General features: G+C 66.7%; 22 protein-coding genes. 16 read left to right on the top strand and 6 right to left on the bottom strand.

Annotated elements, in window-relative coordinates; translation table 11 throughout:
* Positions 1-46: 46 nt before the first annotated feature.
* The 5 genes from F466_RS0108255 to F466_RS0108235 all read left to right on the top strand — a co-directional run bounded on the left by F466_RS0108255 (position 47) and on the right by F466_RS0108235 (position 3,602).
* Positions 47-313: a DksA/TraR family C4-type zinc finger protein gene (locus F466_RS0108255; RefSeq protein WP_018139328.1), complete on the top strand. Its 267-nt coding sequence runs from the start codon at positions 47-49 to the stop codon at positions 311-313.
* Between the two features lie 36 nt (positions 314-349).
* Complete coding sequence (locus F466_RS0108250) at positions 350-1,279, top strand: histone deacetylase family protein (protein WP_018139327.1); 930 nt, start codon at positions 350-352, stop codon at positions 1,277-1,279.
* A 29-nt stretch (positions 1,280-1,308) separates the two neighbouring features.
* On the top strand, positions 1,309-1,866 hold the full coding sequence (locus F466_RS0108245) for a CPBP family intramembrane glutamic endopeptidase (RefSeq protein WP_026278829.1): 558 nt from the start codon (positions 1,309-1,311) through the stop codon (positions 1,864-1,866).
* A 67-nt stretch (positions 1,867-1,933) separates the two neighbouring features.
* A complete protein-coding gene (locus tag F466_RS0108240) occupies positions 1,934-3,226 on the top strand; it encodes a ferric reductase-like transmembrane domain-containing protein (RefSeq protein WP_018174216.1) in 1,293 nt (430 codons plus the stop codon).
* A 7-nt stretch (positions 3,227-3,233) separates the two neighbouring features.
* Positions 3,234-3,602, top strand: a complete 369-nt coding sequence (locus F466_RS0108235) for a cytochrome b5-like heme/steroid binding domain-containing protein (RefSeq protein WP_018993848.1) — start codon at positions 3,234-3,236, stop codon at positions 3,600-3,602.
* 6 nt (positions 3,603-3,608) lie between these two features.
* Here F466_RS0108235 and F466_RS0108230 read toward each other — a convergent pair whose 3' ends face one another.
* The 3 genes from F466_RS0108230 to F466_RS0108220 all read right to left on the bottom strand — a co-directional run bounded on the left by F466_RS0108230 (position 3,609) and on the right by F466_RS0108220 (position 7,750).
* Entirely contained in the window at positions 3,609-5,981 is a 2,373-nt protein-coding gene (locus F466_RS0108230) for an HDOD domain-containing protein (RefSeq protein WP_018993847.1), read from the bottom strand.
* Between the two features lie 126 nt (positions 5,982-6,107).
* A complete protein-coding gene (locus tag F466_RS0108225; protein ID WP_026296435.1) occupies positions 6,108-7,133 on the bottom strand; it encodes a DUF2235 domain-containing protein in 1,026 nt (341 codons plus the stop codon).
* 86 nt (positions 7,134-7,219) lie between these two features.
* Positions 7,220-7,750 (bottom strand): Hsp20/alpha crystallin family protein, encoded by a 531-nt coding sequence (locus F466_RS0108220; protein ID WP_018139321.1) that lies wholly within the window; start codon positions 7,748-7,750, stop codon positions 7,220-7,222.
* Positions 7,751-7,891: 141 nt separating this feature from the next.
* Here F466_RS0108220 and F466_RS0108215 point away from each other — a divergent pair, with 141 nt between their 5' ends.
* The 4 genes from F466_RS0108215 (at position 7,892) to F466_RS0108200 (ending at position 11,964) form a co-directional block, all read left to right on the top strand.
* Positions 7,892-8,509 (top strand): rhomboid family intramembrane serine protease, encoded by a 618-nt coding sequence (locus F466_RS0108215; RefSeq protein WP_018139320.1) that lies wholly within the window; start codon positions 7,892-7,894, stop codon positions 8,507-8,509.
* 81 nt (positions 8,510-8,590) lie between these two features.
* Positions 8,591-9,958 (top strand): sialidase family protein, encoded by a 1,368-nt coding sequence (locus tag F466_RS0108210; protein ID WP_018993845.1) that lies wholly within the window; start codon positions 8,591-8,593, stop codon positions 9,956-9,958.
* Positions 9,958-10,881, top strand: a complete 924-nt coding sequence (locus F466_RS0108205) for an isoaspartyl peptidase/L-asparaginase family protein (RefSeq protein WP_018993844.1) — start codon at positions 9,958-9,960, stop codon at positions 10,879-10,881. Before F466_RS0108210 ends, F466_RS0108205 begins: the two co-directional genes overlap by 1 nt.
* Positions 10,882-10,956: 75 nt before the next feature.
* Positions 10,957-11,964: an adenosine deaminase gene (locus tag F466_RS0108200; RefSeq protein ID WP_018993843.1), complete on the top strand. Its 1,008-nt coding sequence runs from the start codon at positions 10,957-10,959 to the stop codon at positions 11,962-11,964.
* Positions 11,965-11,990: 26 nt separating this feature from the next.
* Here F466_RS0108200 and F466_RS0108195 read toward each other — a convergent pair whose 3' ends face one another.
* Positions 11,991-13,520 carry an amidase family protein gene (locus F466_RS0108195; protein WP_051075331.1) on the bottom strand — a complete coding sequence of 510 codons (1,530 nt, stop codon included), beginning with the start codon at positions 13,518-13,520 and terminating at the stop codon, positions 11,991-11,993.
* A gap of 216 nt (positions 13,521-13,736) precedes the next feature.
* On the opposite strand from F466_RS0108195, the gene F466_RS0108190 reads away from it, so the two are divergent.
* The 5 genes from F466_RS0108190 to F466_RS0108170 all read left to right on the top strand — a co-directional run bounded on the left by F466_RS0108190 (position 13,737) and on the right by F466_RS0108170 (position 18,715).
* Positions 13,737-15,047 carry a diguanylate cyclase gene (locus F466_RS0108190; protein ID WP_018993841.1) on the top strand — a complete coding sequence of 437 codons (1,311 nt, stop codon included), beginning with the start codon at positions 13,737-13,739 and terminating at the stop codon, positions 15,045-15,047.
* 143 nt (positions 15,048-15,190) lie between these two features.
* Positions 15,191-15,940 carry a bifunctional 2-polyprenyl-6-hydroxyphenol methylase/3-demethylubiquinol 3-O-methyltransferase UbiG gene (locus F466_RS0108185; RefSeq protein ID WP_018649471.1) on the top strand — a complete coding sequence of 250 codons (750 nt, stop codon included), beginning with the start codon at positions 15,191-15,193 and terminating at the stop codon, positions 15,938-15,940.
* A gap of 92 nt (positions 15,941-16,032) precedes the next feature.
* Entirely contained in the window at positions 16,033-16,350 is a 318-nt protein-coding gene (locus tag F466_RS0108180) for a hypothetical protein (RefSeq protein WP_012982770.1), read from the top strand.
* A 56-nt stretch (positions 16,351-16,406) separates the two neighbouring features.
* Positions 16,407-17,666 carry a GspE/PulE family protein gene (locus F466_RS0108175; RefSeq protein ID WP_018993840.1) on the top strand — a complete coding sequence of 420 codons (1,260 nt, stop codon included), beginning with the start codon at positions 16,407-16,409 and terminating at the stop codon, positions 17,664-17,666.
* Between the two features lie 41 nt (positions 17,667-17,707).
* Positions 17,708-18,715: an MDR family oxidoreductase gene (locus F466_RS0108170; protein ID WP_018993839.1), complete on the top strand. Its 1,008-nt coding sequence runs from the start codon at positions 17,708-17,710 to the stop codon at positions 18,713-18,715.
* Between the two features lie 9 nt (positions 18,716-18,724).
* Here the strand turns inward: F466_RS0108170 and thiI are convergent, their stop codons facing one another.
* A complete protein-coding gene (thiI, locus tag F466_RS0108165; protein ID WP_018139311.1) occupies positions 18,725-20,206 on the bottom strand; it encodes a tRNA uracil 4-sulfurtransferase ThiI in 1,482 nt (493 codons plus the stop codon).
* Positions 20,199-21,137: a DUF523 and DUF1722 domain-containing protein gene (locus F466_RS0108160; RefSeq protein ID WP_018862897.1), complete on the bottom strand. Its 939-nt coding sequence runs from the start codon at positions 21,135-21,137 to the stop codon at positions 20,199-20,201. Before F466_RS0108160 ends, thiI begins: the two co-directional genes overlap by 8 nt.
* A gap of 97 nt (positions 21,138-21,234) precedes the next feature.
* Here F466_RS0108160 and F466_RS0108155 point away from each other — a divergent pair, with 97 nt between their 5' ends.
* Positions 21,235-22,230 (top strand): patatin-like phospholipase family protein, encoded by a 996-nt coding sequence (locus tag F466_RS0108155; RefSeq protein ID WP_018993837.1) that lies wholly within the window; start codon positions 21,235-21,237, stop codon positions 22,228-22,230.
* Positions 22,227-23,210 (top strand): pentapeptide repeat-containing protein, encoded by a 984-nt coding sequence (locus F466_RS0108150; RefSeq protein ID WP_018862896.1) that lies wholly within the window; start codon positions 22,227-22,229, stop codon positions 23,208-23,210. Before F466_RS0108155 ends, F466_RS0108150 begins: the two co-directional genes overlap by 4 nt.
* Positions 23,211-23,290: the final 80 nt, after the last annotated feature.

The raw sequence follows: 23,290 nt of genomic DNA, 5'->3' as shown, positions 1-23,290 counted from the left end.
AGGGCCTGGGTATCTAACACCCAACAGGCTTTGACGGAATGGTGTGATGGCGGGTGGCTGGTCCAAAGACGGCGCGGAACAGGAACAGATCGACGACACCGTCGAGGACGCACTGGCGCGCGTGCGCAGCCAACTCCCCGAGGGCGAGAGCCTGGAGGCGTGCGAGGAATGCGGGGCCACAATCCCCGAGGCCCGCCGCCTTGCCCTGCCCGGCGTACGCCTGTGCGTCCCCTGCCAGGAGGCGCATGACGAGACGGACGCGGCCTTCAGCCCCTACAACCGGCGCGCCTCCAAGGACAGCCAGTTGCGCTGAACCCTGCCGTACCCCGCGGCCACTGCGCAGAGGTCGATGGCGATGGCCCGTACCCTGTACATCACCCACCCCGCCTGCCGGCTCCACGATGCCGGACCCGGACACCCGGAATGCCCGCAGCGACTGGCCGCGATCGATGCCGCGCTGCAAAACCTCAATGGACTGGAGCGCATCGAGGACCCGCCGGCGGCCACGGACGAGGACCTATTGCGCGCCCACTCCCGTACCCATGTAGACGCGATCCACGCGGCCCAACCCGACCCGGGCGTTCGCGTTGCCGTGGACCCCGACACGCACATCAACGAGCATTCCATTCGCGCCGCGCACCATGCGGCGGGAGCCACAATCGAGGGTACCCGCCGCGTCCTCGAGGGCGAGGCCCGTAATGTCTTCTGTGCAGTTCGGCCCCCGGGACACCACGCTGAGCGGGACCGGGCAATGGGCTTTTGCCTGTTCAACAACGTGGCAATCGCGGCACGCTGGGCCCTGGACGTACACGGCCTGAGCCGTGTCGCAATCGCGGACTTCGACGTCCATCACGGCAACGGGACCGAAGACATCGTTCGCGATGATCCCCGGGCGCTGTTCTGTTCCAGCTTCCAGCATCCGTTCTATCCGGACCGGCCGCTGTCCCGGCGCGAACACCTGGTCCATACCCCACTCGCGGCGGGTACAGACGGCCCCGCCTTTCGCGCGGCGATCGAGCGCGACTGGCTGCCCGCCCTGGAACGATTCCGGCCGGAGTTGATCCTGATATCAGCCGGGTTCGATGGCCACCGGGACGACCCGCTCGCCGGGCTCAATCTGCTCGAGAGCGACTTCGAGTGGGTCACGCGCCAGCTGATGGCGATTGCCGAGCGGCACGCGACCGGCCGTCTGGTCTCGGTGCTGGAGGGTGGCTACGATCTCGCGGCGCTGGCGCGCAGCGTACGCAGCCATGTGCATGCGCTGACGGAAAACACGTAACCACCCCATGGGTGCGCTACCCTGCGCCCATGAACCTGCGCAGCCACCCCCTCCTGGTCGGCCTGATGTTCCAGGCCGCCCTGATCCCCCTGGCATTCTTCCTGGCCGCAATCGCCGGGGTTCCGCTGGGCGAGCACCTGCACTGGGATCCGAATCATGCGCTGATCGGCGTGATCGCGGTGCTGCCGATGCTGGCGATGCTGGGGCTCATCGCGCATTTCGGCGGGTCCGCCTACGACACCCTTTCCGGACAGGTGCGCGATTTCATCGCGCGACTGTTCGGAAGCGCCTGGCCAGGGGCCATCCTGCTGATTTCGTTGCTGGCCGGACTCGGCGAAGAGCTCCTGGTTCGCGGTGTCCTGCAGACCTGGCTCGACACCCACCTGCCGGCGTTCCTGGCGATCCTGATCGCCGCGGTGGTCTTCGGCCTCGCCCATGCGATCACGCGGCTCTATTTCGTCTTTGCCACGGCCATCGGGCTTTATCTGGGGCTCGTCTATTACCTGACGGGCAACCTGCTGGTGGTCATCATCACCCACGCGCTGTACGACTGGATCGTGATCCACTGGTACCGGCGCAAGCTCTGACGCCCACTTGCGAAGCGCACGAGGCATTTCCATACTCGACGGATGGTCACCCTTCAGGGGCGCCGCCGTGAACCGACTCCACCGGGGCGATTTTCTGTTACTGCTGGCGCTGCTCGTCCCGCTCTGGGCCGGTGGCCACCTGGCGCCCATCATCTGGGAGCGCGACGAGGTCATCCGCTGGCTGACGCAGGTCTCCGGGGTACTCGCCCTCACCTGCATGCTGCTGGCCGGCATCCTGAGCATCCGGCTACCGCACAGCGACCGCCCGTTCGGCGGGCTGATCGACCTCTGGAGACGCCACCACGCCCTGGGCGCCGCCGCCCTGCTCCTCGCGATCGTGCACGTCTGGCTCGTCGCCGCCGGGGGGATGGGACACTCGGTGGCATCCGCCGTTCACCGCCTGTTCCCGGGCCCCGATCACTGGGCCATCCTGGCCGGATGGGGCGCACTGGTCGTGCTAGTCATCGTGCTGGCCCCGACCTTCAAGTTCTTTGGCGAGCCCGGGTACGCCCGCTGGAAACGCCTGCATGTGCTGTCCGGCCTCGCGCTTCTGCTGGGGGTTGTCCATGCCTGGCCGCTGGCGCAGGCGACCTGGCCCTGGTGGCTGCTCGGGATCCTGGCTCTGGCCGCCTACCTGTGGCGCAAGCTGCTCTCGCCCCGCATCGGACGGCATGACTACCGGGTCGACGGAGTCGAGCGGCTGACCCCGACCATGGTCGAGCTGCGTCTGCGTCCCGAAGGAGAGCCGCTGGCGCATCAACCGGCCCAGTTTGTTTATCTGACGCCGCTCGACCCGGGACTGGCCAACGGCCAGGGCGAAGAACACCCCTTTACCATCGCCTCCGCACCCGGGGAGGAATACCTGAGGATTGGAATCAAGGGCCTGGGCGATGGATCGCGCGCGTTGCAGACGGTCGCCAAGGGTAGCCCGGTCCAGGTCGAGGGCCCGTACGGCACCTTCCTGCAGGGGCATGACCGCAAGCGGCCGGCCGTCTGGCTGGGCGCGGGAGTCGGCATTACCCCCTTTGTGTCTGCGGTACGCGCGCTGGCGCACGAAGGACGTTCGGCCAACCCTCCCGTGCACCTGTTCCAACTGGCCGATCGCCGGGAAGCAGCGGCCTACCATGACGAACTCGAGCGTCTCGCCAACACGATCGAGGATCTGGACCTGACATTGCACCTGCGCGAACGGGACGGCCTGCTCAGCGCCGATTTCCTGCGGCAGCACTGTGCGGATTTCGCATCCGCCGAGTTCTGGATCTGTGGTCCGGGGGTTGTCGATCGTTACGTCCGCGGACTCCTGCATGCCGAAGGCGTGCCGAACGCGCGCATCCACTCCGAGGCCTTCCATCTGCTGTGAGAACGCCATGACACGAACCGGCCAGACTCTCTACACGCTCCTAGTCGCGTTCATCGCGAGCCTGCTGACCCTCCTGGCCGTGCACCTGCTGGGCCCGGACACCACCCCACCGGTTGTGGAGGGTGACGAGGGCATCACGCACGAGGAACTGGCCCGCCACGCCAGCGAAGACGACTGCTGGATGGCGATCCATGGCGTGGTCTATGACTTCACCAAGTACCTGCCGCGCCATCCGACGCCGATCGAGGACGACTGCGGGACGGATGCCTCGCACGGATGGGATACGAAGGGTACCGGCCGCCCCCACAGCCGCCGTGCCCACGACATGCTCCCCGACTACCGCATCGGCGTACTCGCCGGGGAGGGGTCGCCTTGAATCGCGTCAAGAACGCGCCTCGCAGATCGCCAGGGCCAGCTGATTCCGAACCGATTTCAGAGCGCGCAGCACCAGCGGGTCCAGTTCCGTACTGCCCGGCGCCAACTCCAGGTACAGCAGCCCCACACAGCGCTCACGCACTCCCAAGGGCAGCAAGAGAAAACTACGCGCATCCAGCACATCACGGAACTCCCCCGGAATGTAGCGGCTGATCGCCGGGTCCGAACTGTCGCTGATCACCATATCCTTGCGCTGTGTCATGGCCAGCGAGAGGACATTGCCGGAGCCGGACAGAGACAAGCGCAAGCGCCCGGACAGGGATTCCGCCTCATGCCCGAACGCGGTATGGGCCACCAGCGTGCGGCGTTCCCGATCCGCCAGCATCAGCATCGCGCGGCGCAACCCCAGCACCTGGTAGATGTTTTCCAGCGCGGCCTGCACCAGCGGGTTCAGCTCGAATCCCTCGACCATCGCATCGAGCATGTCCGTCAGCGACTCCATCAGCGCCGCCGCCTGCTCGGCCGGTGACGCCGCCCCGGAGCCCGGGCCGTCGGCCGCCAGGCCACCATTGGCATCCAGCAGGGCCTCCTCGTCCGGAACGTCGCCACCCTGCGCGGTCTCGCCAACCCCCAGATTCCGTCGCAGTTGCCGCAGATGTTCCTGCCCCTCGCGCGGCAGCTTGACCACGCTCAGAAACTGCTCGAGATGCTCGCGCCCGTCCTGAATGGCCCGGCGCATACCCGTAGCTTCGACGTCCAGCGACGCCTTGTAGCGGCGCCGCAGTTCGGCCAGGGCGAGATCCTGCTCCGCCGGGTCCTGGTGGATAATCCGGCCCGCCATCTCGCTGGCCAGGGTCACGATCCGGTGCAGACGCTGGTCCGGGTCGCGTACCGCCGGCAACGTGCCCTCGGGCGCCCGTTCGACCGCCTGCACGATCTCGCGCGGAAAGTTCCAGTCCTCCAGCACGGCACGCGCCAGTGCCTCGTACGAGAGCCCAAGCACCTGGCGCGCCGCACTGCCCTCGGAAACGCCCTGCGTCTGCCGGATCTGAATCTCGTCGGCCTCCTCGGGGAGGTAGTAGAGCGCCAACATCCGCCCGATGTCGTGGAACAACGCGCAGACGAACGCCTGTTCGCTTTCGACTCCGCCGAGCTGCCGGGCCAGCGTGCGCGCCAGCATCGCGCTGAACAGCGTCTGAACCATCGCCTGCATCAGGCGAGCGGACTGGCTCCCGCCCTTGAGGTTTTCCAGCAGGACGAGGCCTAGCGCCGCCGTGCGCACCTGCTCGAATCCCAGCAGGACGACCGCACGGGACACCGTGCGGATGTTGCCGCCGAAGTTGCTGTAGAAAGGGGAATTGGCCAGCCGCAGAAGCTTCTGTGTCGTCGCGTAGTCCTTCAGCACCGCATTCGACAGTTCGGCGACCGAGCGCTGCTGGCTGTCGCCCGAGCACTGGGTAATCTCGCGGATGTGGGCCGAGACCCCCGGGAAGTCCGGCTTGCGCCGGATCCTTCGAAGGATGAAGTCGCCCGGATCTCCCGCGTCGGACTCGCGGCCCTCGGTCACGGCGAGAAACGCCTCGCGCAGCGCCTGGGCCGTTGCGTAACGCTCGTGCGGATCGGGCCGCAGTGCCCTCAGGGCGATGGCATCCAGGCGTTCGTCGCCCTCGCCCGTGTGCTTCGACGGCGGTTCGAAGACGCCGGTTTCCATCGTATCCAGAACACCCTGGTCGGTGTCCCCGGGAAAGGCCCGACGCCCCGCCATGAGTTCGTAGAACAGCGCCCCCAGCGAGAACACGTCCCCTGCCAGTGCAGGCGTGCCGCCGCGCAGCTGCTCCGGGGCCAGGTAATGGCGCGTCTGTGTCTGATGCCCCGCGGCCTGTTCGCTACCCTGGGGCAACGCGAGCCCCAGACCGGTGACTCGCGCATGACCATCCGCGCCCACCGTGATGTTCGCGGGCTGCAGCGACCCATGAACAATCCCCTGCTCGTGCGCAGCGGCCAGGGCATCGACAATCTCGCGCATCAGCGCCAGGGCGCGGTCCAGCGGCAGCCGTCCCCTGGCGAGCAGGGCATCCAGCGTTTCGCCCTCGATGTACTCGCATACAAGGTAAAGACCCTCGTCCCAGGGCCCCGCTTCGAAGATCGCCGCGCTGTGGGGGTGCCGGAAGCGGCTCACCGCGCGGGCGGAACGCATCAGTTCATCACGCGCCTCGGCATCGCCCAGGGCCTGTTGCGTCAGCGTACGCACCATCACGCGTCGGTCCAGCACGCCGTCATGCGCGACATACAGGCCGTCGCGCGCACTCTCCCCTAGTGTCTCCAGCACACGAAACCGATCGATCCAGCGTTCCTGGCTCGCGTCACGCGACCTCGCCATGCCCCCTCCCCAAAGTCGTTGCCACTCTCTCGCCCCGAGCCCGGCACCCCCGCCAAAGCGGCGGTTATACCTCCAAACGCCCCCGTGCCGGTACATTCATGATGACACGAGCCGGGGCCAGTGAGGTCACAGGTCGCGGGATCGCCTGTCGAGATAGGCCTTGAGGTTTGGAGGCCGGTAGTCGCGCGACTGCCGGTAGCGTTCTTCGACCGACGAGTGCAGCCGCGTCGGGGAATCCCCCTGGTCGAGATCCCGGACCAGTGTACGGCGCAAGCGATAGATGTGACGCCGCGACTGGTGGATCGCGGCGCGAGCGTCGGGGCGCAGGCTGGCCGGGAGGTGCGGCTCGAACTCCAGTCCTGCGGCGGATGCCTGCTCCAGCATCCAGTCCAGGGGTATGTCGGCGACCTGCAGCCCCTGGGCGTCGGGTGGATAGCCACCCCCGATATCCGCGTGCACGCCCGCGAACCACTGCTGGTCCAGATCCAGCCCTTCGCGGGGTGCCCACAGGGTGGGTTCGAAGTCCGCGCGGCGCTCGTCGATGGCCAGTGCATGCCGGGCGATCCGGACATTCGGGCCCAGCTTGGTGTCGTAGAATTCATCGGTGCGGTCGAACAGCCCGAGCACCGAAAACGGGATGCCCAGTGCCCCGACGGTATCCCAGACACCCACGAAACGGATCGTCCGCGAGGGATGGCTGTGGGCCTCGCGAAAGGCGCGCGAGTGCTTGCCCTCGGGTTTGTACGCCGCCCCCAGCCGCTTGTACAGGCGAAAGGCCTCCTCGATCAGGCGTGCATCCGGGCGCCGGAGGATCCCGCAGTTGTTGATCAGGCCGCACAGGCTGCGCACGGTGTACGCACCCCGGCTGAACCCGAACAGGAAGAGCTCCGTGCCGGAGGCGTAGTTCTGCACGATGTAGCGATAGGCATCGGTGATGTTCTTGTGGATGCCCCGCCCGGTAACCCCGCCACTGACCCGGGCGTGGTATGACCCCACGCCCCAGTCATAGAACACCTGCTGGGTGTCGCCAGCGGCGTCGACCGGCGCCACCGCCCGAGCCAGGCGCAATACGTTCGTCGGGACGTCGGACTCGACGTCCTCCTCCGGACGGTTCCAGGTCCCGTCCGCGCAGATCACGATACGGCGCGTCATCATCGGCCTCCCTGCCGCTTACCTGTCCTTCAGCCTAGACTGCACAGGGCCGATGCGCATGTCCCGACCGGTTCCCCCATGCAACGCTAACGTCCAATCTCGATTCGCCGCACCCCGGGGCGCTCGCCATCCTTGCGACGGGGGACATGGACATCCAGCACCCCGTTCTTGAAGCGGGCGGATATGCCGTCCGTGTCGGCGTCGCCGGGCAGGCTCAAGACCCGGCGAAACCGCCCGTAACTGCGCTCGATCCGGTGGTAGCCTTCCTCGTCCTCTTCGTGTTCCTGGCGCTTTTCGCCCGAGACGATCAGGTCGTCGCCATCGATCGAGAGGTCGATCTCCTCCTCCGCGATCCCGGGCACCTCCACCGAGATCCGGTAGGCCTTGCGTCCCTCGGCGATGTCCACGCTGGGCTTCAGCCACAGTGGGCCGGTACGCCCCGCGAGGGCACCGCCCCGGGCACGACCGAAGAACTGCTCGAACATCCGGTCCATCTCCTGGTGCATCCGCAGCAGCGGGTCGCCCGTGGCTTCGTCGCGCCGCGCGGGCAGGACCTCGGGCTGTTCCTGTTCCTCGCGCTTGAACCAGTTCCACGGCTTGAGCTTTTGCAGGTCCATGCGGTCACCTCCTCGTATTGTGTGTCGTACGCACTTGCATTCAGGGCTCCTACCCCGATACGTAGGAAGTCGAGCGAACTTTTCAATATCCAGGGCCGAACCCATCAGAAAAATCGGCCCCCCGACCGTGGCCGATCATCAATGGAACAGGACTTTTACATCACGCTGTTCATCATCGCGGGTACCGTGGCGACCTCCGTCTGGGCCTGGCAGCGACCGCGCGTGATGGAGCGGATGATCTACTGGCCACCGGCGGTGGCCCGCGGGGAATACTGGCGGCTGATCACCCACGGGTTCATTCACGCGGACGGTACCCATCTCGCGTTCAACATGATCACGCTGTTCTTCTTCGGGATGGCCATGGAGCGCGTGCTGGTCCCGGAGATCGGCGTACTGGGCTTTGTGGCGTTCTATCTGGCCGGCATCGTGCTGGCGATCCTGCCCACCCACCTGCGCCATCGGGACAACCGCTTCTACCGCAGCCTGGGCGCCTCGGGAGCGGTCTCGGCCGTTCTGTTCGCCTATATCCTGCTGCAGCCCTGGTCGATGCTGTTCGTGTTCTTCATCCCGATGCCGGCGATCGTTTTTGCGGCGGCTTATGTGGCCTATTCCTTCTGGGCGCAGCGCCAGGCTCGCGACAATGTGAACCACAGCGCCCACCTGTGGGGCGGTGCCTGGGGCGTAAGCTTCATGCTCCTGCTGGAACCAGCACTGTTCGGCCGTTTCGTCCAGGAACTGTTGTCTCCCCTTGGGGGATAGACGTGAATCCTTCCCGGCACCCGGTGGTCCCATAAAGCGCAGCCGCACGTAACCGGCCCGGATTTCATCCCAGGAGGTCGCATGGCTCGTACCGCACACGCACACGCCCGGCCGGCCATTGGCCTCGTGGCCGGCCTAGCTTTCGCTATTGCGCCCACACCGCCACTGGCGGACCACGAAGCCCAGAACCGGATTGTCTGGCAGGATCCCGGCGAAGTCGCCCGCGGCGAGGCCTACCGAGGCCCCTGGCGCATGAATGCCTCCGAGTTTCGCTATGTGGACGATGCCTCGGTGGCGATCAACGATCATGGCGAGGTGGTGGTCGTCTGGGTTGACCAGGTAGAACAGGCGATCTTGCTGCAACGCTACGACCGCGACGGCCAGGCCGTCCTGGATGAGCCCACCCGTATCGGCGGGGAACCGGACACCTTCTCCTGGCTGCCGCGCGTCGCGATCGAGCCGCCACCGGATGACGAGGACGCATTCACCGTTCACCTGCTCTGGCAGGAGATCCTGTTTACCGGGGGCGACCACGGCGGGGAGATCCTCTATGCCCGCTCCCGGGACGGGGGACGCTCCTTCGAGGATCATCAGAATCTGTCCAACTCGCGGGACGGTGCCGGCAAGGGACGCATCACCGCCCATCGCTGGGACAATGGCAGCCTGGACCTGCTGCTGGCCGCCGAGGGTCAGGTCGTCGCGGCCTGGACCGAGTACCAGGGTCCGCTGCGCGTCACCTACTCGTCCGACAATGGCGAGAGCTTCGCGGAACCCGAGACGATCAACGAAGGGGCCTACAAACCGGCCCGCGCACCGAGTCTGGCTCAGGCCCCCTCGGGACGGATCCTGCTCGCCTGGTCGGAGGGTGACAGCCCGTATGCCGACATCCGCATCGCGACCTCGGATGAACTGGGCGAAGGCTTTTCCGCACCTGCGACGGCGGTTGAAACGCCAGGTCATGCCGACGCCCCTTCGCTAGTAGTGGATGACGGAGGTACCGTGCATCTGGCGTTCGGGGCCATCCCTGCGAACGACCTGGAGGACTACCGCCAGCCCTACCACCGCAGACTGCACATCACCCAGGCCGATGCCGACACCCTGGAGTTCGGCCCGGCGAATGAGCTCGACGCGGGCGACTGGCCGGGCGGCTTCCCCACGCTGTCGCGCTCCGCCGACCGGCTCTATCTCGTCTGGCAGCGCTATCAACACCCAACCGATCGCCCGTACGGTCTGGCGTTTACCCACGCCACGCTGGACACCCTGGCGTTCGCGCCCGTCGAGCCCGTCCCGGGCACCGTCGACCGGCCCTACAGCGGCGGGCTTCAGGGGCAGCTGAAACGGCGGATGGCGGTCAACGCGGCGGGCGAGATCGCGATCGCCCAGAGCCGCTTTGTCCCGGGCAGCCACAGCGACATCCTGTTCATCCGTGGCCAGGTGCAGGACCGCTGATGGCCTCGGAATCCTTCTCGCTGATGATCCACGGCGGTGCCGGGCGCATCCGCGAGGCGCAGGACCCGCTGGTTGCCGAGCAGTACCACGCCGCGATGCTGCGGGTACTGGAGGCCGGCCGCGAGAGCCTGGCCCGCGGCGAGCGGGCACTCGATACTGTTGAATACTGCGCGGCACTGCTTGAGGACGACCCGCTATTCAACGCCGGCATCGGAGCCGCGCTGACCCGCGAGGGCACGGTCGAGCTGGACGCCGCGATCATGGACGGTGAAACCCTCGGTGTGGGGGCCGTGGGCGCGGTGCGCGGGATCGCCAACCCCATCCGCCTGGCCCGCGCGATCCTGGAGGACGGCGCGCATGTGCTGCTGGTCGCGGAGGGTGCCGCAAGCTTTGCCCGGCAGGCCGGGCTGCCCCTGATCGACGAAAGCCGACTGATCACGGCGCAACGGCGGGAGCAACTGGAACGAACACTGCGACGCGGCACAGTCACGCTGGACCATGACGAGCCCGCCCCGGGGACCATCGGCGCGGTCGCCCGCGATCAGCACGGCCACCTGGCCGCGGCAACCTCCACAGGCGGCATGAATGGCCAACGCCCCGGCCGCGTCGGGGACTCGCCCATCGCGGGTGCGGGCGTCTACGCCGACGATCACACCGCCGCCATCTCGGCGACCGGCCTCGGCGAGCATTTTCTACGCAGTGTCTTCGCCAAGGACCTGGCCGACCATATCGAGCTGCTGGGCCTCGGTGCCGCCGAGGCCCTCACCGCGAGCCTGCGACGGCTGCGCGAGCGACTGGACGGCTACGGCGGGGCGATCGTGATCGACCGCGAGGGCCACTGTGCGGCCGGCACGACGACCCCACGCATGATCCATGGCTGGATCGAGCACGGCAGTGCCAGCGAGACGCGTATCGACCCGTAACCGTCGGCCCCACCAGGCACCTATCGGATCAAGCCGTTACCATGCCTCGCCCCGTACAGACTTCAGGACGCCACCATGCAAGACGCCATCGCCCGCCTACCCAAGGTAGAGCTGCACCTGCACATCGAGGGTGCCCTGGAACCGGAACTCCTGTTCCGGCTGGCCGAGCGCAACGGCGTGGAACTGCCCTATGCCTCGATCGACGAGGTGCGCGCGGCCTACCAGTTCCAGGATCTGCAGTCGTTTCTGGATATCTACTACGCGGGGGCCTGCGTCCTGCTGACCGAGCAGGACTTCTATGACCTGACCTGCGCCTACCTGAAACGCTGCCAGGAGGATCACGTACGCCACACCGAGATCTTCTTCGACCCCCAGACGCATACCGAACGCGGCGTGGCGTTCGCGACGGTGATCAATGGCATCACCCGCGCCCTGGACGACGGCAAACGCGAGCTGGAAATCTCCAGCCGGCTGATCCTGTGCTTTCTGCGCCACCTGAGCGCCGAGGCCGCGATGGAGACCTTCGAGGCGGCCCAGCCCTACCGTGACCGCATTGCGGCATTCGGTCTGGACTCGGCCGAACAGGGCAACCCGCCGGAGAAATTCCGGGCCGTCTTCGATCGCGTGCGCGACGCCGGCTTCCGTGTCGTCGCCCACGCCGGCGAGGAGGGCCCGCCCGAATACATCCACCAGGCCCTGGACCTGCTGCAAGTCGATCGCATCGACCATGGCGTGCAGGCCGAACAGGACCCCGCCCTCCTGCAACGGCTTGCGAAGGAACAGATCCCGCTGACCGTCTGCCCGCTGTCGAACATCAAGCTCTGCGTGTTCGACCAGCTCGAGGACCACAACCTCAAGCGCCTGCTCGCTGCCGGGCTGCGGGTCACCATCAACTCCGACGACCCCGCCTACTTCGGCGGCTACATCGGCGAAAACTTCCGCGCAACGACCGAAGCGCTAAGCCTGTCGCTCGACGACCTGGAGCAACTCGCCCGCAACGCGGTCGAAGCCGCCTTCCTGGACGATCCGGCCCGCCAGCATCTGCACGACGAAATCACGAACTGGCGCCGCAGCGTCGCCTGACCCGAATCGGACGCAGGGACGATGCTTCAGCCCTGCCCTGTGCCCGGCAGGGGTGGCGGCACCCGGTCAAACCAGGGCTGCGCGGCCTCCAGCTGGGTCGCCAGTGAGAGCAGCCGTCCCTCTTCGCCCCAGGGCGCCATGAACTGCACACCCACGGGGAGTCCATCCCGATCCCAGTGCAGCGGCACCGACATCGCGGGGATTCCGGCCAGGTTGGCGGCCAGGGTAAACGGGGTGCGCTCCAGGTTCTCGAACGTCATCCGCTCCAGAAAGCGGCTGTTCAGCATCCAGCGGCCCACAGGCAGGTACAGGGCAAGCCGTTGCAGGGCGCGGACCAGGGGGGCTGGCTCCAGCTCGCCGATCCGCGGGGGCGGCATCGCCACGGTCGGCAGCAGCAGGACGTCATAGCGCTCGAACAGCGTCGCCAGCGCCAGACTCACGCGATTCCAGCCCTGCCGGGCGCGGGCGTATTCCCCCGCGGTCAACGCCCGCCCCAGCCGCGCCAGCGTACGCGTATCCAGCTCGAAGTCGTCCCAGCGCGCACCCCGTTCGCGCGCCCGCGCCACAAACGCCGCCACCTGTCCGTACAACAACGCCAGTACCGACCGCGCCACATGCCGGCCATCCACTGGCCAGTCCGTTACCCGCTCGACGACGTGGCCCTGCGCTTCCAGCAAAGCGCCGGCCCGCTCCACCGCCTCCACACAATCGCGATCGACTCTTCCGCCAACGGGCGAATCGACGTTCCAGCCGATCCGCAGGCGTCCCGGCTCGCGTCGGGCGAGTTCCTCGAAGCTTGCCGAAGGTGGCTCCACCCGAAAGGGCGCGGAAGCACTCTGCCCCGAGGACAGGACATCGAGCATCCGGGCACTGTCACGCACACTGCGCGAAAGCACCCCCTCGCTCACCGCGCCCTCCCAGGCCTCGCCCGCCAGCGGCGTCACCGGCACCCGACCGCGCGAAGGCTTCAGTCCGAATAACCCGCAGTACGAGGCCGGTATGCGAATCGACCCGGCCCCGTCGTTGGCACCGGCCATGGGCACGATCCCGGCCGCCACGGCTGCCGCCGCCCCACCACTGGAACCACCGGGCGAGCGATCGATATCCCACGGGTTTCGCGTCGGCCCCCAGAGCGCGGACTCCGTAACCCCCTTGAGCCCGAATTCCGGCGTCGCGGTCTTGCCCAGAATCACCAACCCTGCATCTTCGGCTCGGTGGACGGTGTCAGCACTGGCCGGCGCAATCACCTGACGGCAGGACCGACTGCCCAGGGTCGAGGGAAGCCCCTGGACGTCCTGCAGGAGGTCCTTGACCAGGTACGGGACCCCGGCGAATGGTCCCTTAACGCCCTCGTCGATTCGCGCCTGGGCACGCGATCGGGCATCGATGCAAACCGCATTGAGCACGGGGTTCACCGCATCCAGGCGCTCCAGCGCGCACCGCAGCAGAGACCCGGGCGCGACCTCCCCGTCACGCACGGCTGCCGCACAGGCGCAGGCATCCCATTGGCGATAATCGCGCGCTCCCGGTGCCTTGCCAGCGTCGTCTCCTGTCATGACGGAACTGTACCGTGGGTTGGCTTATGCAGTCAGGCGACCCACGCTCCATTCATGCCCCGGCAACACAGCCGAGGTACCGCAGTTGTTGCAAACGCTGGCAGCGCGCACTATACGGAGCGGCAGCACGGACGCTGCGGTTTCCGGACGGAATGGGAGCAAGGACATGCACGGGCACAGGGGGCCACGGCAGGATCGCCCACAGGGGCCGGGATCATGAGGATCCTGGTCGTCGATCGCTCGCGCGTGTTCCAGGCCCTTTGGAGCCGCATGGTGGGCACCGCCGGACACGAAGCCAGCATGGCCGGCACCGGCGCCGAGGGGCTCGCACGCCTGGACATCTTCCGCGCAGAGCTGGCCTGCGTTTCGCTAAGCCTGCCCGACATGGATGGCCTGGAATTCTGCCGCGCGGCGCGCAAGAAGCGTCACGGCCGCGGGCTGCCACTGATCCTCCTTACGTCCAACCCCGATATGCGCATTCGCGAACGCGCCTTCGCCGCGGGCGCGACCGATGTCCACGACCGAACCAACATTGGGGAACTGTTCCAGCAGGCCGAACGGTACGCGCAGCCGCTGGAGAACCTCCACAGCGGACGGATTCTGTTTGTGGAGGACAGCCCCACCGCCGCACGCTACCTGCGCGGCGCCCTGGAGCCGATGGGCCTCGATATCGTGCACTACGCCAGTGCCTCCGACGCCCTCGCGGCCTTCGATCCCTCGCAGTTCGACCTGGTCCTGAGCGACATCCTGGTTGAGGGCGAGCTGAGCGGGATGGGGCTTGTGGGGTGCATCCGTCAGCAATGCCCGGACATGACCGAGATGCCGATCGTCGCCATGTCTGGCCTGGATGATCAGCACCAACGCGCGGAGCTATTTCGCCTTGGCGTCAATGACTTCATCACCAAACCTTTCCAAGGGGATGAACTTCGGACGCGCCTGTGCAACCTGCTGAACAACAAACGCCTGATGGAAGAGGTCCGCCTTCAGCGTCAGAAGCACTACGAAATGGCAATGGTTGATCCACTGACCGGTCTGAGCAATCGCAATGCACTAACCGAGTTCGCCAGCCGTTTCTTCGATGAGCCCTGCAGCCGGGAACAACCGCTGGCCCTGATCCTGATGGATCTCGACCACTTCAAGGACATCAATGACCGTCACGGTCACTTGGTCGGCGACAAAGTCCTCGCGGCCATTGGCGAACTCCTGCGCGCCGTGGCCGCGCCCGGCGAGGTCCCTGTCCGCTTCGGCGGCGAGGAACTGCTGATCCTGATGCCAGGCAACGACCTGTTCGATGCCCATACCCGTGCCGAGGACCTGCGCCAGCGGATCCAGGACCTGCGCCCGGCGGGCCTGCCGCTCACCGCGTCCTTCGGAGTAACCAGCCGGGAACCGGGAAGCGATGTAGAAATCAACGACCTGTTCCGCGCGGCCGACGAGGCCGTCTATAACGCCAAGGCCCAAGGGCGGAACTGCGTGGTGTCGGTCCCCACGCGGTCACAGGAATCCACGGAACAACATTTCGGCTGATCGACATCGCCCCAGGTAAGCGCTCCCTTGCGTGGGCGGAACCCGGACGCCGTTCACAGCTTCCCACATGCGCCCCCCGGTCTCCGCCATGGAGCGTCACAGAATCCCTATACTCTTCACATATTCGCACCCCGGAAATCTGCTTGTCTGATCCTGCCTCCCCGCATACCGCCGATCACGATCGGCTGCTCGACACCAATCGCCGTTTCTACAATGACTTGTGGAAAGACTCGCAACTGGTGTCGCCCGACCAGTTCAATACCTGGCCGCTGGTCTGCCGACTCAATCGCGACGGCTGCGAGCGCCTTGAGGTCGGGCCCGGCATGCGGCCGCGGCTGCCCATCGCCGGTACCCACTTCGCCGACATCAGCGAGCCCGCCCTGCGCACGCTGCGCGCCGAAGGCGGTCACACGGAATCTGCGGTCATCAGCGACCTGCCCTACGAAGACGGCCGCTTCGACCTGATCTCTGCGCTCGACATCATCGAGCACGTCGAGGATGACGAGCAGGCCATGCGCGAACTGACGCGTGTCGCCGCCCCGGGGGCGCGCATCCTGCTCTCGACGCCCCTCCATCCGGAGTACTGGACCCGCTTCGACGAAATCGTGGGTCACTACCGCCGCTACACGCCCAACAGCCTGTTCGCGTTGCTGGAACGCCATGGTCTTACCATCGATCAGAGCGGCGTCTTCGGCATGAAGCCCCGCTCGTCACTCCTCACCCGTCTGGGCATGTGGTTCCTGCAGCATCACCGCGATACGGCCATGCATTACTACAACCGCTACTTCATGCCGCTGGCCCTGAAGCGTCAGAAGACGCTCCAGCTCTATCCGGGCATGATCCCCACAGAAGACGTCGGCGAGGTCTTTCTGGTCTGCCGCCGAGTGGCCTGAGACGCGCACTCGCGGCCGGAACATGGTTGCTTGAAGGAACCCGCTCCCGCGGGTATTGTCCATGGATCAAGTCCCTTACCCAGGCTGCATCGATGTTCGATACCCGTCCGCTGCATACGGCCCAACAACAGCACCCATTTATCCTGTCGCTGCTCGTGCTCGCGACCGGCTTCGTGCTGACGATGCAGAATCCGCAAGCCCAGGACGCCACTGCCGAGCTGGTCTCGAAGGTTGAGCTGCCCACCCTCGCGCAGGTCATGGAAATGCGGCCTCAAAGCCCGCCGCCCGGGGTCGAGGGTGACCAGATGGTCAGCGAGGAGACTGAGGAGACGCAGGCCCTGATCATGCTGGACCGCGAGGCACAGGTCACCCGTTCCGCGAGCGACCTGCGCGAACGCCCGCAGCGGTAGCTTTTGCCGGTTTCGACCGGTATCGCGACATCCCCAATCCTTTCACCGGGGGCTGAATGCCGGAATCGCTCCGACCAACGCCCGGTGACGGGCGCGCACTGAACCCCCATCTGGTCCCCGGCCTGCGCGAGTACCTCAACGAGGACGAGCACGCAGAAGGCCGGCTCGAGGCCCATGCCCTGATCGAGGACGCCGTCGCCGTACGCGCCTCCGACATCCATCTCGACCCCGAACCTCACGGCTACCGCATTCGGCTGCGCATCGATGGCCTGATGGTCGACGCCACGACACTCGAGTCCGGCCTCGGCGAACTGCTGTCCAATCAGCTCAAGACGCTGGCCAGTCTCGACCCGATGCCCACCCTGAACTCCGCGGAAGGCAGCTTCGCCTGGCGCGGCGAGGACACAGGGCACCTGGATCTGCGCGTTACAACCGTACCCTGCGTCAATGGCGACAAGCTGTCCGTGCGCATCCTGGCCGAGCCCGATGCCTTCCAGGACCTGAGCGACCTGGGTCTTCCGGAACAGGAGGTCGAGGCCATTCGCCAATGGACGCAGACAGCCGGTGGCGTACTGCTGGTGACCGGTCCCACCGGCAGCGGCAAGACCACGACCCTGTACGCCCTGCTGCACGAAATCGGCCAAACATCGCAGCAGATCATCACGCTCGAGGACCCGGTCGAGTACGCCATCCCGGGCGTGAACCAGATCCAGATCAATACCGACCAGGGACTCGACTTCGAGCAAGGCACCCAGACCCTGCTTCGACTCGACCCGGATTACGTACTGGTCGGCGAGGTCCGCGACGAGCCATCCGCCCGCGGCGCGATCAACATCGCCACCAGCGGGCGTTCCCTGATGGCCACCCTGCACAGTCGTGATGCAGTCGGTACCGTCGCTTCCCTGCGCAACATGGGCCTTGAAGACTTCGAGATCGCACCGACACTCGAGCTTGTGATCGCACAGCGGCTCGTGCGACGTCTTTGCCCGCATTGCCACGAGCGCCGGGCACCGAACGACCGAGAGCAAAAGTGGCTCGGCATCGGCGGTCGCGAGACCCCCGAGACGGTCTGGGCCGCGCGCGGCTGTTCCGTCTGCAACAATCTGGGCTACTACGGCCGCATCGGCATCTTCGAGGTCTGGCACCTGGACGAGTCCGACAGCGCGGCCATCCTCGACCACCACGACGACAGGGGCCTGCGCCAGCGCCTGGCCGACAAGGGCCAGCGCATGCTCCTTGATGACGGCATGGACAAGGCCGAACGCGGACTGACGACCTACGACGAGTTGTTCCGCGCCGGCCTGCTTTCCCCGTAGCGCAACCACACATCGTCAAACCTCGATTACGTTCCCCCCCCATGGCCCCAAACGACACATTCAACGCATTGCTGCTGCAAGAGGGCGATCCTCGACCGATCGCCGAGGTATCCACCCTGAACCCGGCCGACCTCCCGGCAGGGGAAGTACTGGTCGCCGTTGAACACTCGGGGCTGAACTACAAGGACGCAATGATCCTCAACGGACTGGGTCGCCTGGTGCGGGAATATCCCCATGTGCCGGGCATCGACCTGGCGGGCACCGTGACGGAATCCAGCGATGCCCGCTACCGACCCGGGGATCACGTCCTGCTGACCGGCTGGCACGTCGGCGAACGCTACTGGGGCGGCTTCGCGGAATACGCCCGGGTCCACGGGGACTGGCTGACCCCGATGCCGGACACGCTGGATGCGCGTGGCGCGATGATCGTGGGCACGGCCGGGTTTACCGCCATGCTGGCGATCGAGGCCCTGGAACACGGCGAGATCACCCCCGGGACCGGAGAGATCCTGGTCACGGGCGCGTCCGGCGGCGTGGGCAATCTGGCGATCGCACTCCTTGCCGCGCTGGGCTATCGCGTTGTGGCCGCCACCGGCCGGCCGGAAAACGCCAGGCACCTGGAGGCCCTGGGCGCCCGGTCGATCGTGCCCCGAGGCGAGCTTGCCGAGCGGCCCGACCGCCCGCTGCTTTCCGAACGCTGGGCGGGCGTGATCGACAGCGTGGGTGGCGATACCCTGGCCCATGCACTCGCCGAGACCCAGGCCCGCGGCATCGTCGCCGCCTGCGGACTCGCGGGCGGGGCGGGGCTGACGACCACAGTCATCCCGTTCCTGCTGCGCGGCATTCGGCTGCAGGGCATCGATTCTGTGCAATATCCCGCGACCGACCGCGAACGGGTCTGGCAACGGATCGGCCGCCTCCTCTCGCCGGAGACGCTCAAGCGGTGCCTGGCGGAAGAGATCGGCCTGTCACAGCTCCCGGAGCGCGCGGAGGCGCTGCTGGCCGGTCAGATCCGCGGGCGTGTCCTCGTCACTCCAACAGACCACTGACGAGAGCGCTCAGGCATCCACCTCAGTCACGGGCTGCCTGTCCCACTGCCGGCGAAGCCTGCTCACATCGCCCGCGAAGGCCCGCGCATCATAGCCCGCAGCACGCATGCGCTCGGCCAGTACCGCGGACTGCGTACCACGAAAACAGTAGAGCACGTACGCGCGGTCGCGCGGGAACTGCTCGAAGCACGCCACGAGTTCATCGGCCGGGTGATTCACCGCGCCCGGCAGGTGCCAGTGCCGATACAGATCGGGCGGCTGACAATCGATGATCTCCGCCGCCGCGGGGATATGCTCGACCAGAAGCGGGCTCGTGCGATCCGCGGATGGGGCCGGCGCCCCCAGGTCATGCATCCGGGCCTCGGCAACGGCGCGGTCCAGGCAGCCGTCACTGAGCGCGGCTTCCAGCCTTTCGATGTGTGCGCGCTTGCTGGTCACCATCGGCCGCTGATTCGCGATTGCGCAAAACTCGGGGACCTTCTCGCACACCTCGAACGTGCCGATCGCGCGCGCACGGTTCATGATCTCGGTCTTGTCGAAGCCGATCAGTGGCCGCAATACAGGCAGATCGGTTACCGCATCGATGGTTTCCAGGTTGGACAGGGTCTGAGACGAGACCTGACTGAGCGCCTCGCCGGTCACCAGCGCCTCCGCGCCACGCTCACGCGCGATCGGCTCGGCGGCCCGATACATCAGCCGTTTCAGCACGATCTGCCAGGCATCGCCGGGCACCTTCGCGCGCAGGTCGTCGACCACGCCGGAAAAGTCGACACTGAACATCCTGGGGCGAATGCCCGCGCCCCAGTCGCTGACCAGACGGCGACAGACCGCGAGCACCATCTCCTCGTGCACGGACCCACCAACGTTGCAGAATACGAAATCCACGGCGGTCCCGCGGCGCATGATGTACCAGGCCGCCACTGCCGAATCGAACCCGCCCGAGATCAGGACCATGGCGCGCCCCTGCACGCCCAGGGGCAATCCCCCACCCCCCTGCTCGCGCCTGGAGTAAATCCAGGCCTGTTCGCGGTCGAGATCGATCCGGACGACGACCTCGGGGTTGTCCAGGTCGACGCGACCGGGCCCATCCAGGACCGCACCCACCCGGCGCTCGACCTCGGTCGCCGAGATATCCTTGCGGCCATGGCGCTTGCAGCGAACGGCATACCGGCGCCCGCGCACCGCCTCCGTGAAACGGGCGCCCACGACCTCGCAAAGGCGTTCCACCGAGACCTCTTTGAGCACCGCCTCGACCGGCGAAAAGGTGCTGACCCCGAAGGCCTTGCGCAGGATCGACTGGCCCGCCTCGGGCTTCGGTGTATAGAGCACCAGCCGGCCCTGCTGGGTACGCAGATCATGCGGGATGCCGATCAGAGCCCGCTTGAGGTTCCGCCGCAGGACCCGCGTGAAATGGCGCCGGGTGCTGGGCGACTTCAGATGAATCTCCGGGGCCAGGCGAACGATGATCGGGGTTGCAGCGACGTCAGTCATGAATGTCTTCGGTCAGGAGTTCCTGGGGAAACGGGTTGAGGATGCTTTGCTCGCGCACCCACTGGACATCCAGCTCTTCTGCCAGGGCACGGATTCGCGCGTAGACATGCCGTGGCGGACACTCGCCGCGGCGGCAGGCGTCGATCGCTTCATGCAGGGCCGTCGAGCGGGATGGGTCCAGGCGATCGCGAAAGTGCCCGGCCATATGCTGCAGCACATTCACATGTTGGCCGACCGACACGGGTCTTGCCAGCACCCCCATAAACCGCCGCGTGTATCCCGGCGCGACCTCGTCCCGCGGCTGCCCAGCGGCTTGTGCAACAAAACGCCCCAACTGATCGTAGCCGACCCGGTCATGGGCGAGCAGCAGCATCTTCTCGCGCGTATGGAAACGCATGAGGTCTCCCAGGGTCCACCGCGCGGCAAACAGCTCGCGAACCCGCGCATGCGCAAAGATGCGCTCGAGAAAGGCCTCGCGAGCATCCGGACCGGCCAGCCCGGCCTCCTCGACGACGGGCAGGTCGGGTAGCGCATCGGTCAGTGCGGTGGCGAACAGGCCCGCAGCGGGCTCGGCCTCGTTCGCCACCCGAACCTGCAGCCCGCAACTGGGTGATCGTGCCTTGAATATGTAGCCATCCAGTCCGGCCGCCGCGAGGACTGGCACACGGTCTTGAACAAAGTCCTGGACGGGGCCTGTGCAGTCCCCACCCGTTTCGTTCCCGCGCAGCGCCAGACGTCCGCCTTCACGAACCAGGTGCATCGGCTCGCGCGGCGTGCCCAGCACCGCCTCCGGACAGACGGGTACCCAGGTGACATGGCGTGCCAGCCGTTCGACCACAAAGGCCTCCCGCCGATGTCCACCGTCGTAGCGCACGGGTTCGCCGAGCAAACACTGCGACACACCGAGATTGGGGGTTGGTTGCGGATTCATCTGCCATGCGGGTGGATGTGCAGGACATTCAGGGTAGCAAGCCGCGCCATGCGACACCGACCGCTATACTGCGAACAGTATCTGCCGGAGCATCCGCGTGTTCGCGATCAAGCCCCTCCAGCGTCGCATCTCGAAGACGCATCCTGGCCCGCTCCTGCTGCTGGCCCTGACGCTGCTGCTGACGTGGGTGGCCATGCCGGCGAATGCCGGCGACGCGGAACCAACGAGCGATACGCGTCCCACCATTGGTCTGGCCCTGGGCTCCGGCGGTGCGGGTGGTCTGGCCCACATCGCGATACTGCAGGCCTTCGATGAGCTCGGCCTGCAGCCGGACTATATCGCGGGGACCAGTATTGGCGCGATCATCGGCGGCCTGTATGCCGCCGGCCTCAGCGCGGAGGAGATCCTCGACATCTTTGACGACTTCGCCGGTTCAGAGATGGACGCCCTCTCGCGCCTGGCCCGATCCGATCTCGAGCTGTTCGAACTGATCCCCCTGCGCCTGGGCCGCAACGCCCTGCTGGACGCCGATACCTTCCTGCGCTTTCTCGCAACGCACACCCCGACCCGCAGCTTCGACGAACTGCGCATCCCGCTGACGGTGGTAGCGACCGACTACTGGACCAGCCAGACGGTCACGCTCCAGGAAGGTGAGCTCTTTCCGGCGATTGCGGGCAGCATGGCGGTGCCCGGCCTGTTCGCACCCGTACCGTCGGACGACGGCCGGTTACTGATCGACGGCGGGGCCTCCAATCCATTGCCATACGACCTCCTCCGGGACAAGGTCGATATCGTGATCGCGGTCGACGTATCCGGCGCATGGAACGTCGCCAACCAGCCACTCCCCGGGCTGACCGACCTCCTGTTCAAGACCTTCAGCATCATGCAGAAATCGCTGATCCGCGAAATGATCCGGCGCGAACAACCGGACCTTTATCTGGCACCCGATACCGGTGGCGCGCAACTGCTCCATTTCAACCGCATTCACCTGATCCTGGAGGCTGCCCAGCCAAGCGCCGCCGAGCTGCGCCAGCACCTGAAGGACTGGCGACCCGGCGACGCCGTCACGCGTGATCAGGGGACCCGCCAGTGACCACGCAGCCTTCCGATCCATCGGAAACAACCCACGAGGCGACGGACCCGCCCCCCTCCTCGTCCGAGGCCGTGCGCCACGAGCGCTGGTTTCTGCGCCGCCCGGATGGCGTCTGCGGGCCCTACCCGGCTCGCCAGATCGGCCGGTTCCTCATCCTTGGGCGCCTGACCGAACAGGACGAGATCAGTCAGGACCGGGAATTCTGGGTACGGATCGCCGAACGGCCCCACCTGATTCCCGAGGAAGTGCGTCTGGCCAACACCCCCGGTGGCAAGGAACGCCTCGAGCGCGCCCGGCTGCGCGAGGACGAACGCCTGCGGGAACGTCGTTCGCATGCCTCGGATTCGTTCTACCGCGACCAGCGCAAGGGCGACCGCCGCTGTCCCGAGAACCTGGAGACGTTGAACCATCGCCAGCTATGGGCCGCCCTGCTCGACCGTACGCCATTTCCCTGGCGCCAATGGGTACAGGGTCCGCGCCCCTGGATCCTGTCTGGCGTTGCGCTTTTCCTTGCCACGGGCCTGCTGGTCTGGTTCGCACAGCAACAGGAAATCACGCCGGCACCGGATTGCGATGCGCCACCCGGACCCTCGGTGAACTGGAACTACTGCAACAAGTCCGGGGCTGCGCTGCGCGGAGCTGACCTGGCCGGTGCCAGCCTGTATGACACCCGCCTGAGCGCCGCACGGCTGGAGCGCGCGCAACTCGCGGATGCCGATTTGCGCTACGCAAACCTCGACCGAGCCCGCCTGGACGGGGCCGATCTCTCACGCGCCCAATTAACTGGTGCCGACCTGCGGAGCGCTCGACTCCGGAGCACCCGCCTGGAAGATGCGGATCTGCGCCACGCCGACCTTTCCGGCGCCGATCTGACCGACGCCCGGCTGGAAGGGGCTCGGCTGGACCGCGCCATCTGGATCGATGGGCGCATCTGTGCGGCAGGCTCCGTTGGCCATTGCGAATCCAGCGCGACCGACTGACCATACCGGGAAATAGTTTGACCGAGGTTCGATTCCTCCCCTCGGCGCAGTGAAGGCGTTCGCACCTTCCCGTCCATTCC

Origin of the sequence: Thioalkalivibrio sp. ALgr1 (genome assembly GCF_000378285.1) — a bacterium.
In the GTDB taxonomy this organism is placed as follows: Bacteria; Pseudomonadota; Gammaproteobacteria; order Ectothiorhodospirales; family Ectothiorhodospiraceae; genus Thioalkalivibrio.
This window is presented reverse-complemented; position numbering and strand designations above follow the sequence as displayed.

Excerpts from the sequence above, each read along its gene's own strand:
- thiI (WP_018139311.1), bottom strand. The coding sequence starts at position 20,206 with ATGACTGACGTCGCTGCAACCCCGATCATCGTTCGCCTGGCCCCGGAG.
- F466_RS0108215 (WP_018139320.1), top strand. The coding sequence starts at position 7,892 with ATGGAACAGGACTTTTACATCACGCTGTTCATCATCGCGGGTACCGTG.
- F466_RS0108245 (WP_026278829.1), top strand. The coding sequence starts at position 1,309 with ATGAACCTGCGCAGCCACCCCCTCCTGGTCGGCCTGATGTTCCAGGCC.
- F466_RS0108255 (WP_018139328.1), top strand. The coding sequence starts at position 47 with ATGGCGGGTGGCTGGTCCAAAGACGGCGCGGAACAGGAACAGATCGAC.
- F466_RS0108200 (WP_018993843.1), top strand. The coding sequence starts at position 10,957 with ATGCAAGACGCCATCGCCCGCCTACCCAAGGTAGAGCTGCACCTGCAC.
- F466_RS0108180 (WP_012982770.1), top strand. The coding sequence starts at position 16,033 with ATGTTCGATACCCGTCCGCTGCATACGGCCCAACAACAGCACCCATTT.
- F466_RS0108235 (WP_018993848.1), top strand. The coding sequence starts at position 3,234 with ATGACACGAACCGGCCAGACTCTCTACACGCTCCTAGTCGCGTTCATC.
- F466_RS0108175 (WP_018993840.1), top strand. The coding sequence starts at position 16,407 with ATGCCGGAATCGCTCCGACCAACGCCCGGTGACGGGCGCGCACTGAAC.
- F466_RS0108190 (WP_018993841.1), top strand. The coding sequence starts at position 13,737 with ATGAGGATCCTGGTCGTCGATCGCTCGCGCGTGTTCCAGGCCCTTTGG.
- F466_RS0108225 (WP_026296435.1), bottom strand. The coding sequence starts at position 7,133 with ATGACGCGCCGTATCGTGATCTGCGCGGACGGGACCTGGAACCGTCCG.
- F466_RS0108230 (WP_018993847.1), bottom strand. The coding sequence starts at position 5,981 with ATGGCGAGGTCGCGTGACGCGAGCCAGGAACGCTGGATCGATCGGTTT.
- F466_RS0108170 (WP_018993839.1), top strand. The coding sequence starts at position 17,708 with ATGGCCCCAAACGACACATTCAACGCATTGCTGCTGCAAGAGGGCGAT.
- F466_RS0108205 (WP_018993844.1), top strand. The coding sequence starts at position 9,958 with ATGGCCTCGGAATCCTTCTCGCTGATGATCCACGGCGGTGCCGGGCGC.
- F466_RS0108160 (WP_018862897.1), bottom strand. The coding sequence starts at position 21,137 with ATGAATCCGCAACCAACCCCCAATCTCGGTGTGTCGCAGTGTTTGCTC.
- F466_RS0108220 (WP_018139321.1), bottom strand. The coding sequence starts at position 7,750 with ATGGACCTGCAAAAGCTCAAGCCGTGGAACTGGTTCAAGCGCGAGGAA.
- F466_RS0108195 (WP_051075331.1), bottom strand. The coding sequence starts at position 13,520 with ATGACAGGAGACGACGCTGGCAAGGCACCGGGAGCGCGCGATTATCGC.
- F466_RS0108210 (WP_018993845.1), top strand. The coding sequence starts at position 8,591 with ATGGCTCGTACCGCACACGCACACGCCCGGCCGGCCATTGGCCTCGTG.
- F466_RS0108250 (WP_018139327.1), top strand. The coding sequence starts at position 350 with ATGGCGATGGCCCGTACCCTGTACATCACCCACCCCGCCTGCCGGCTC.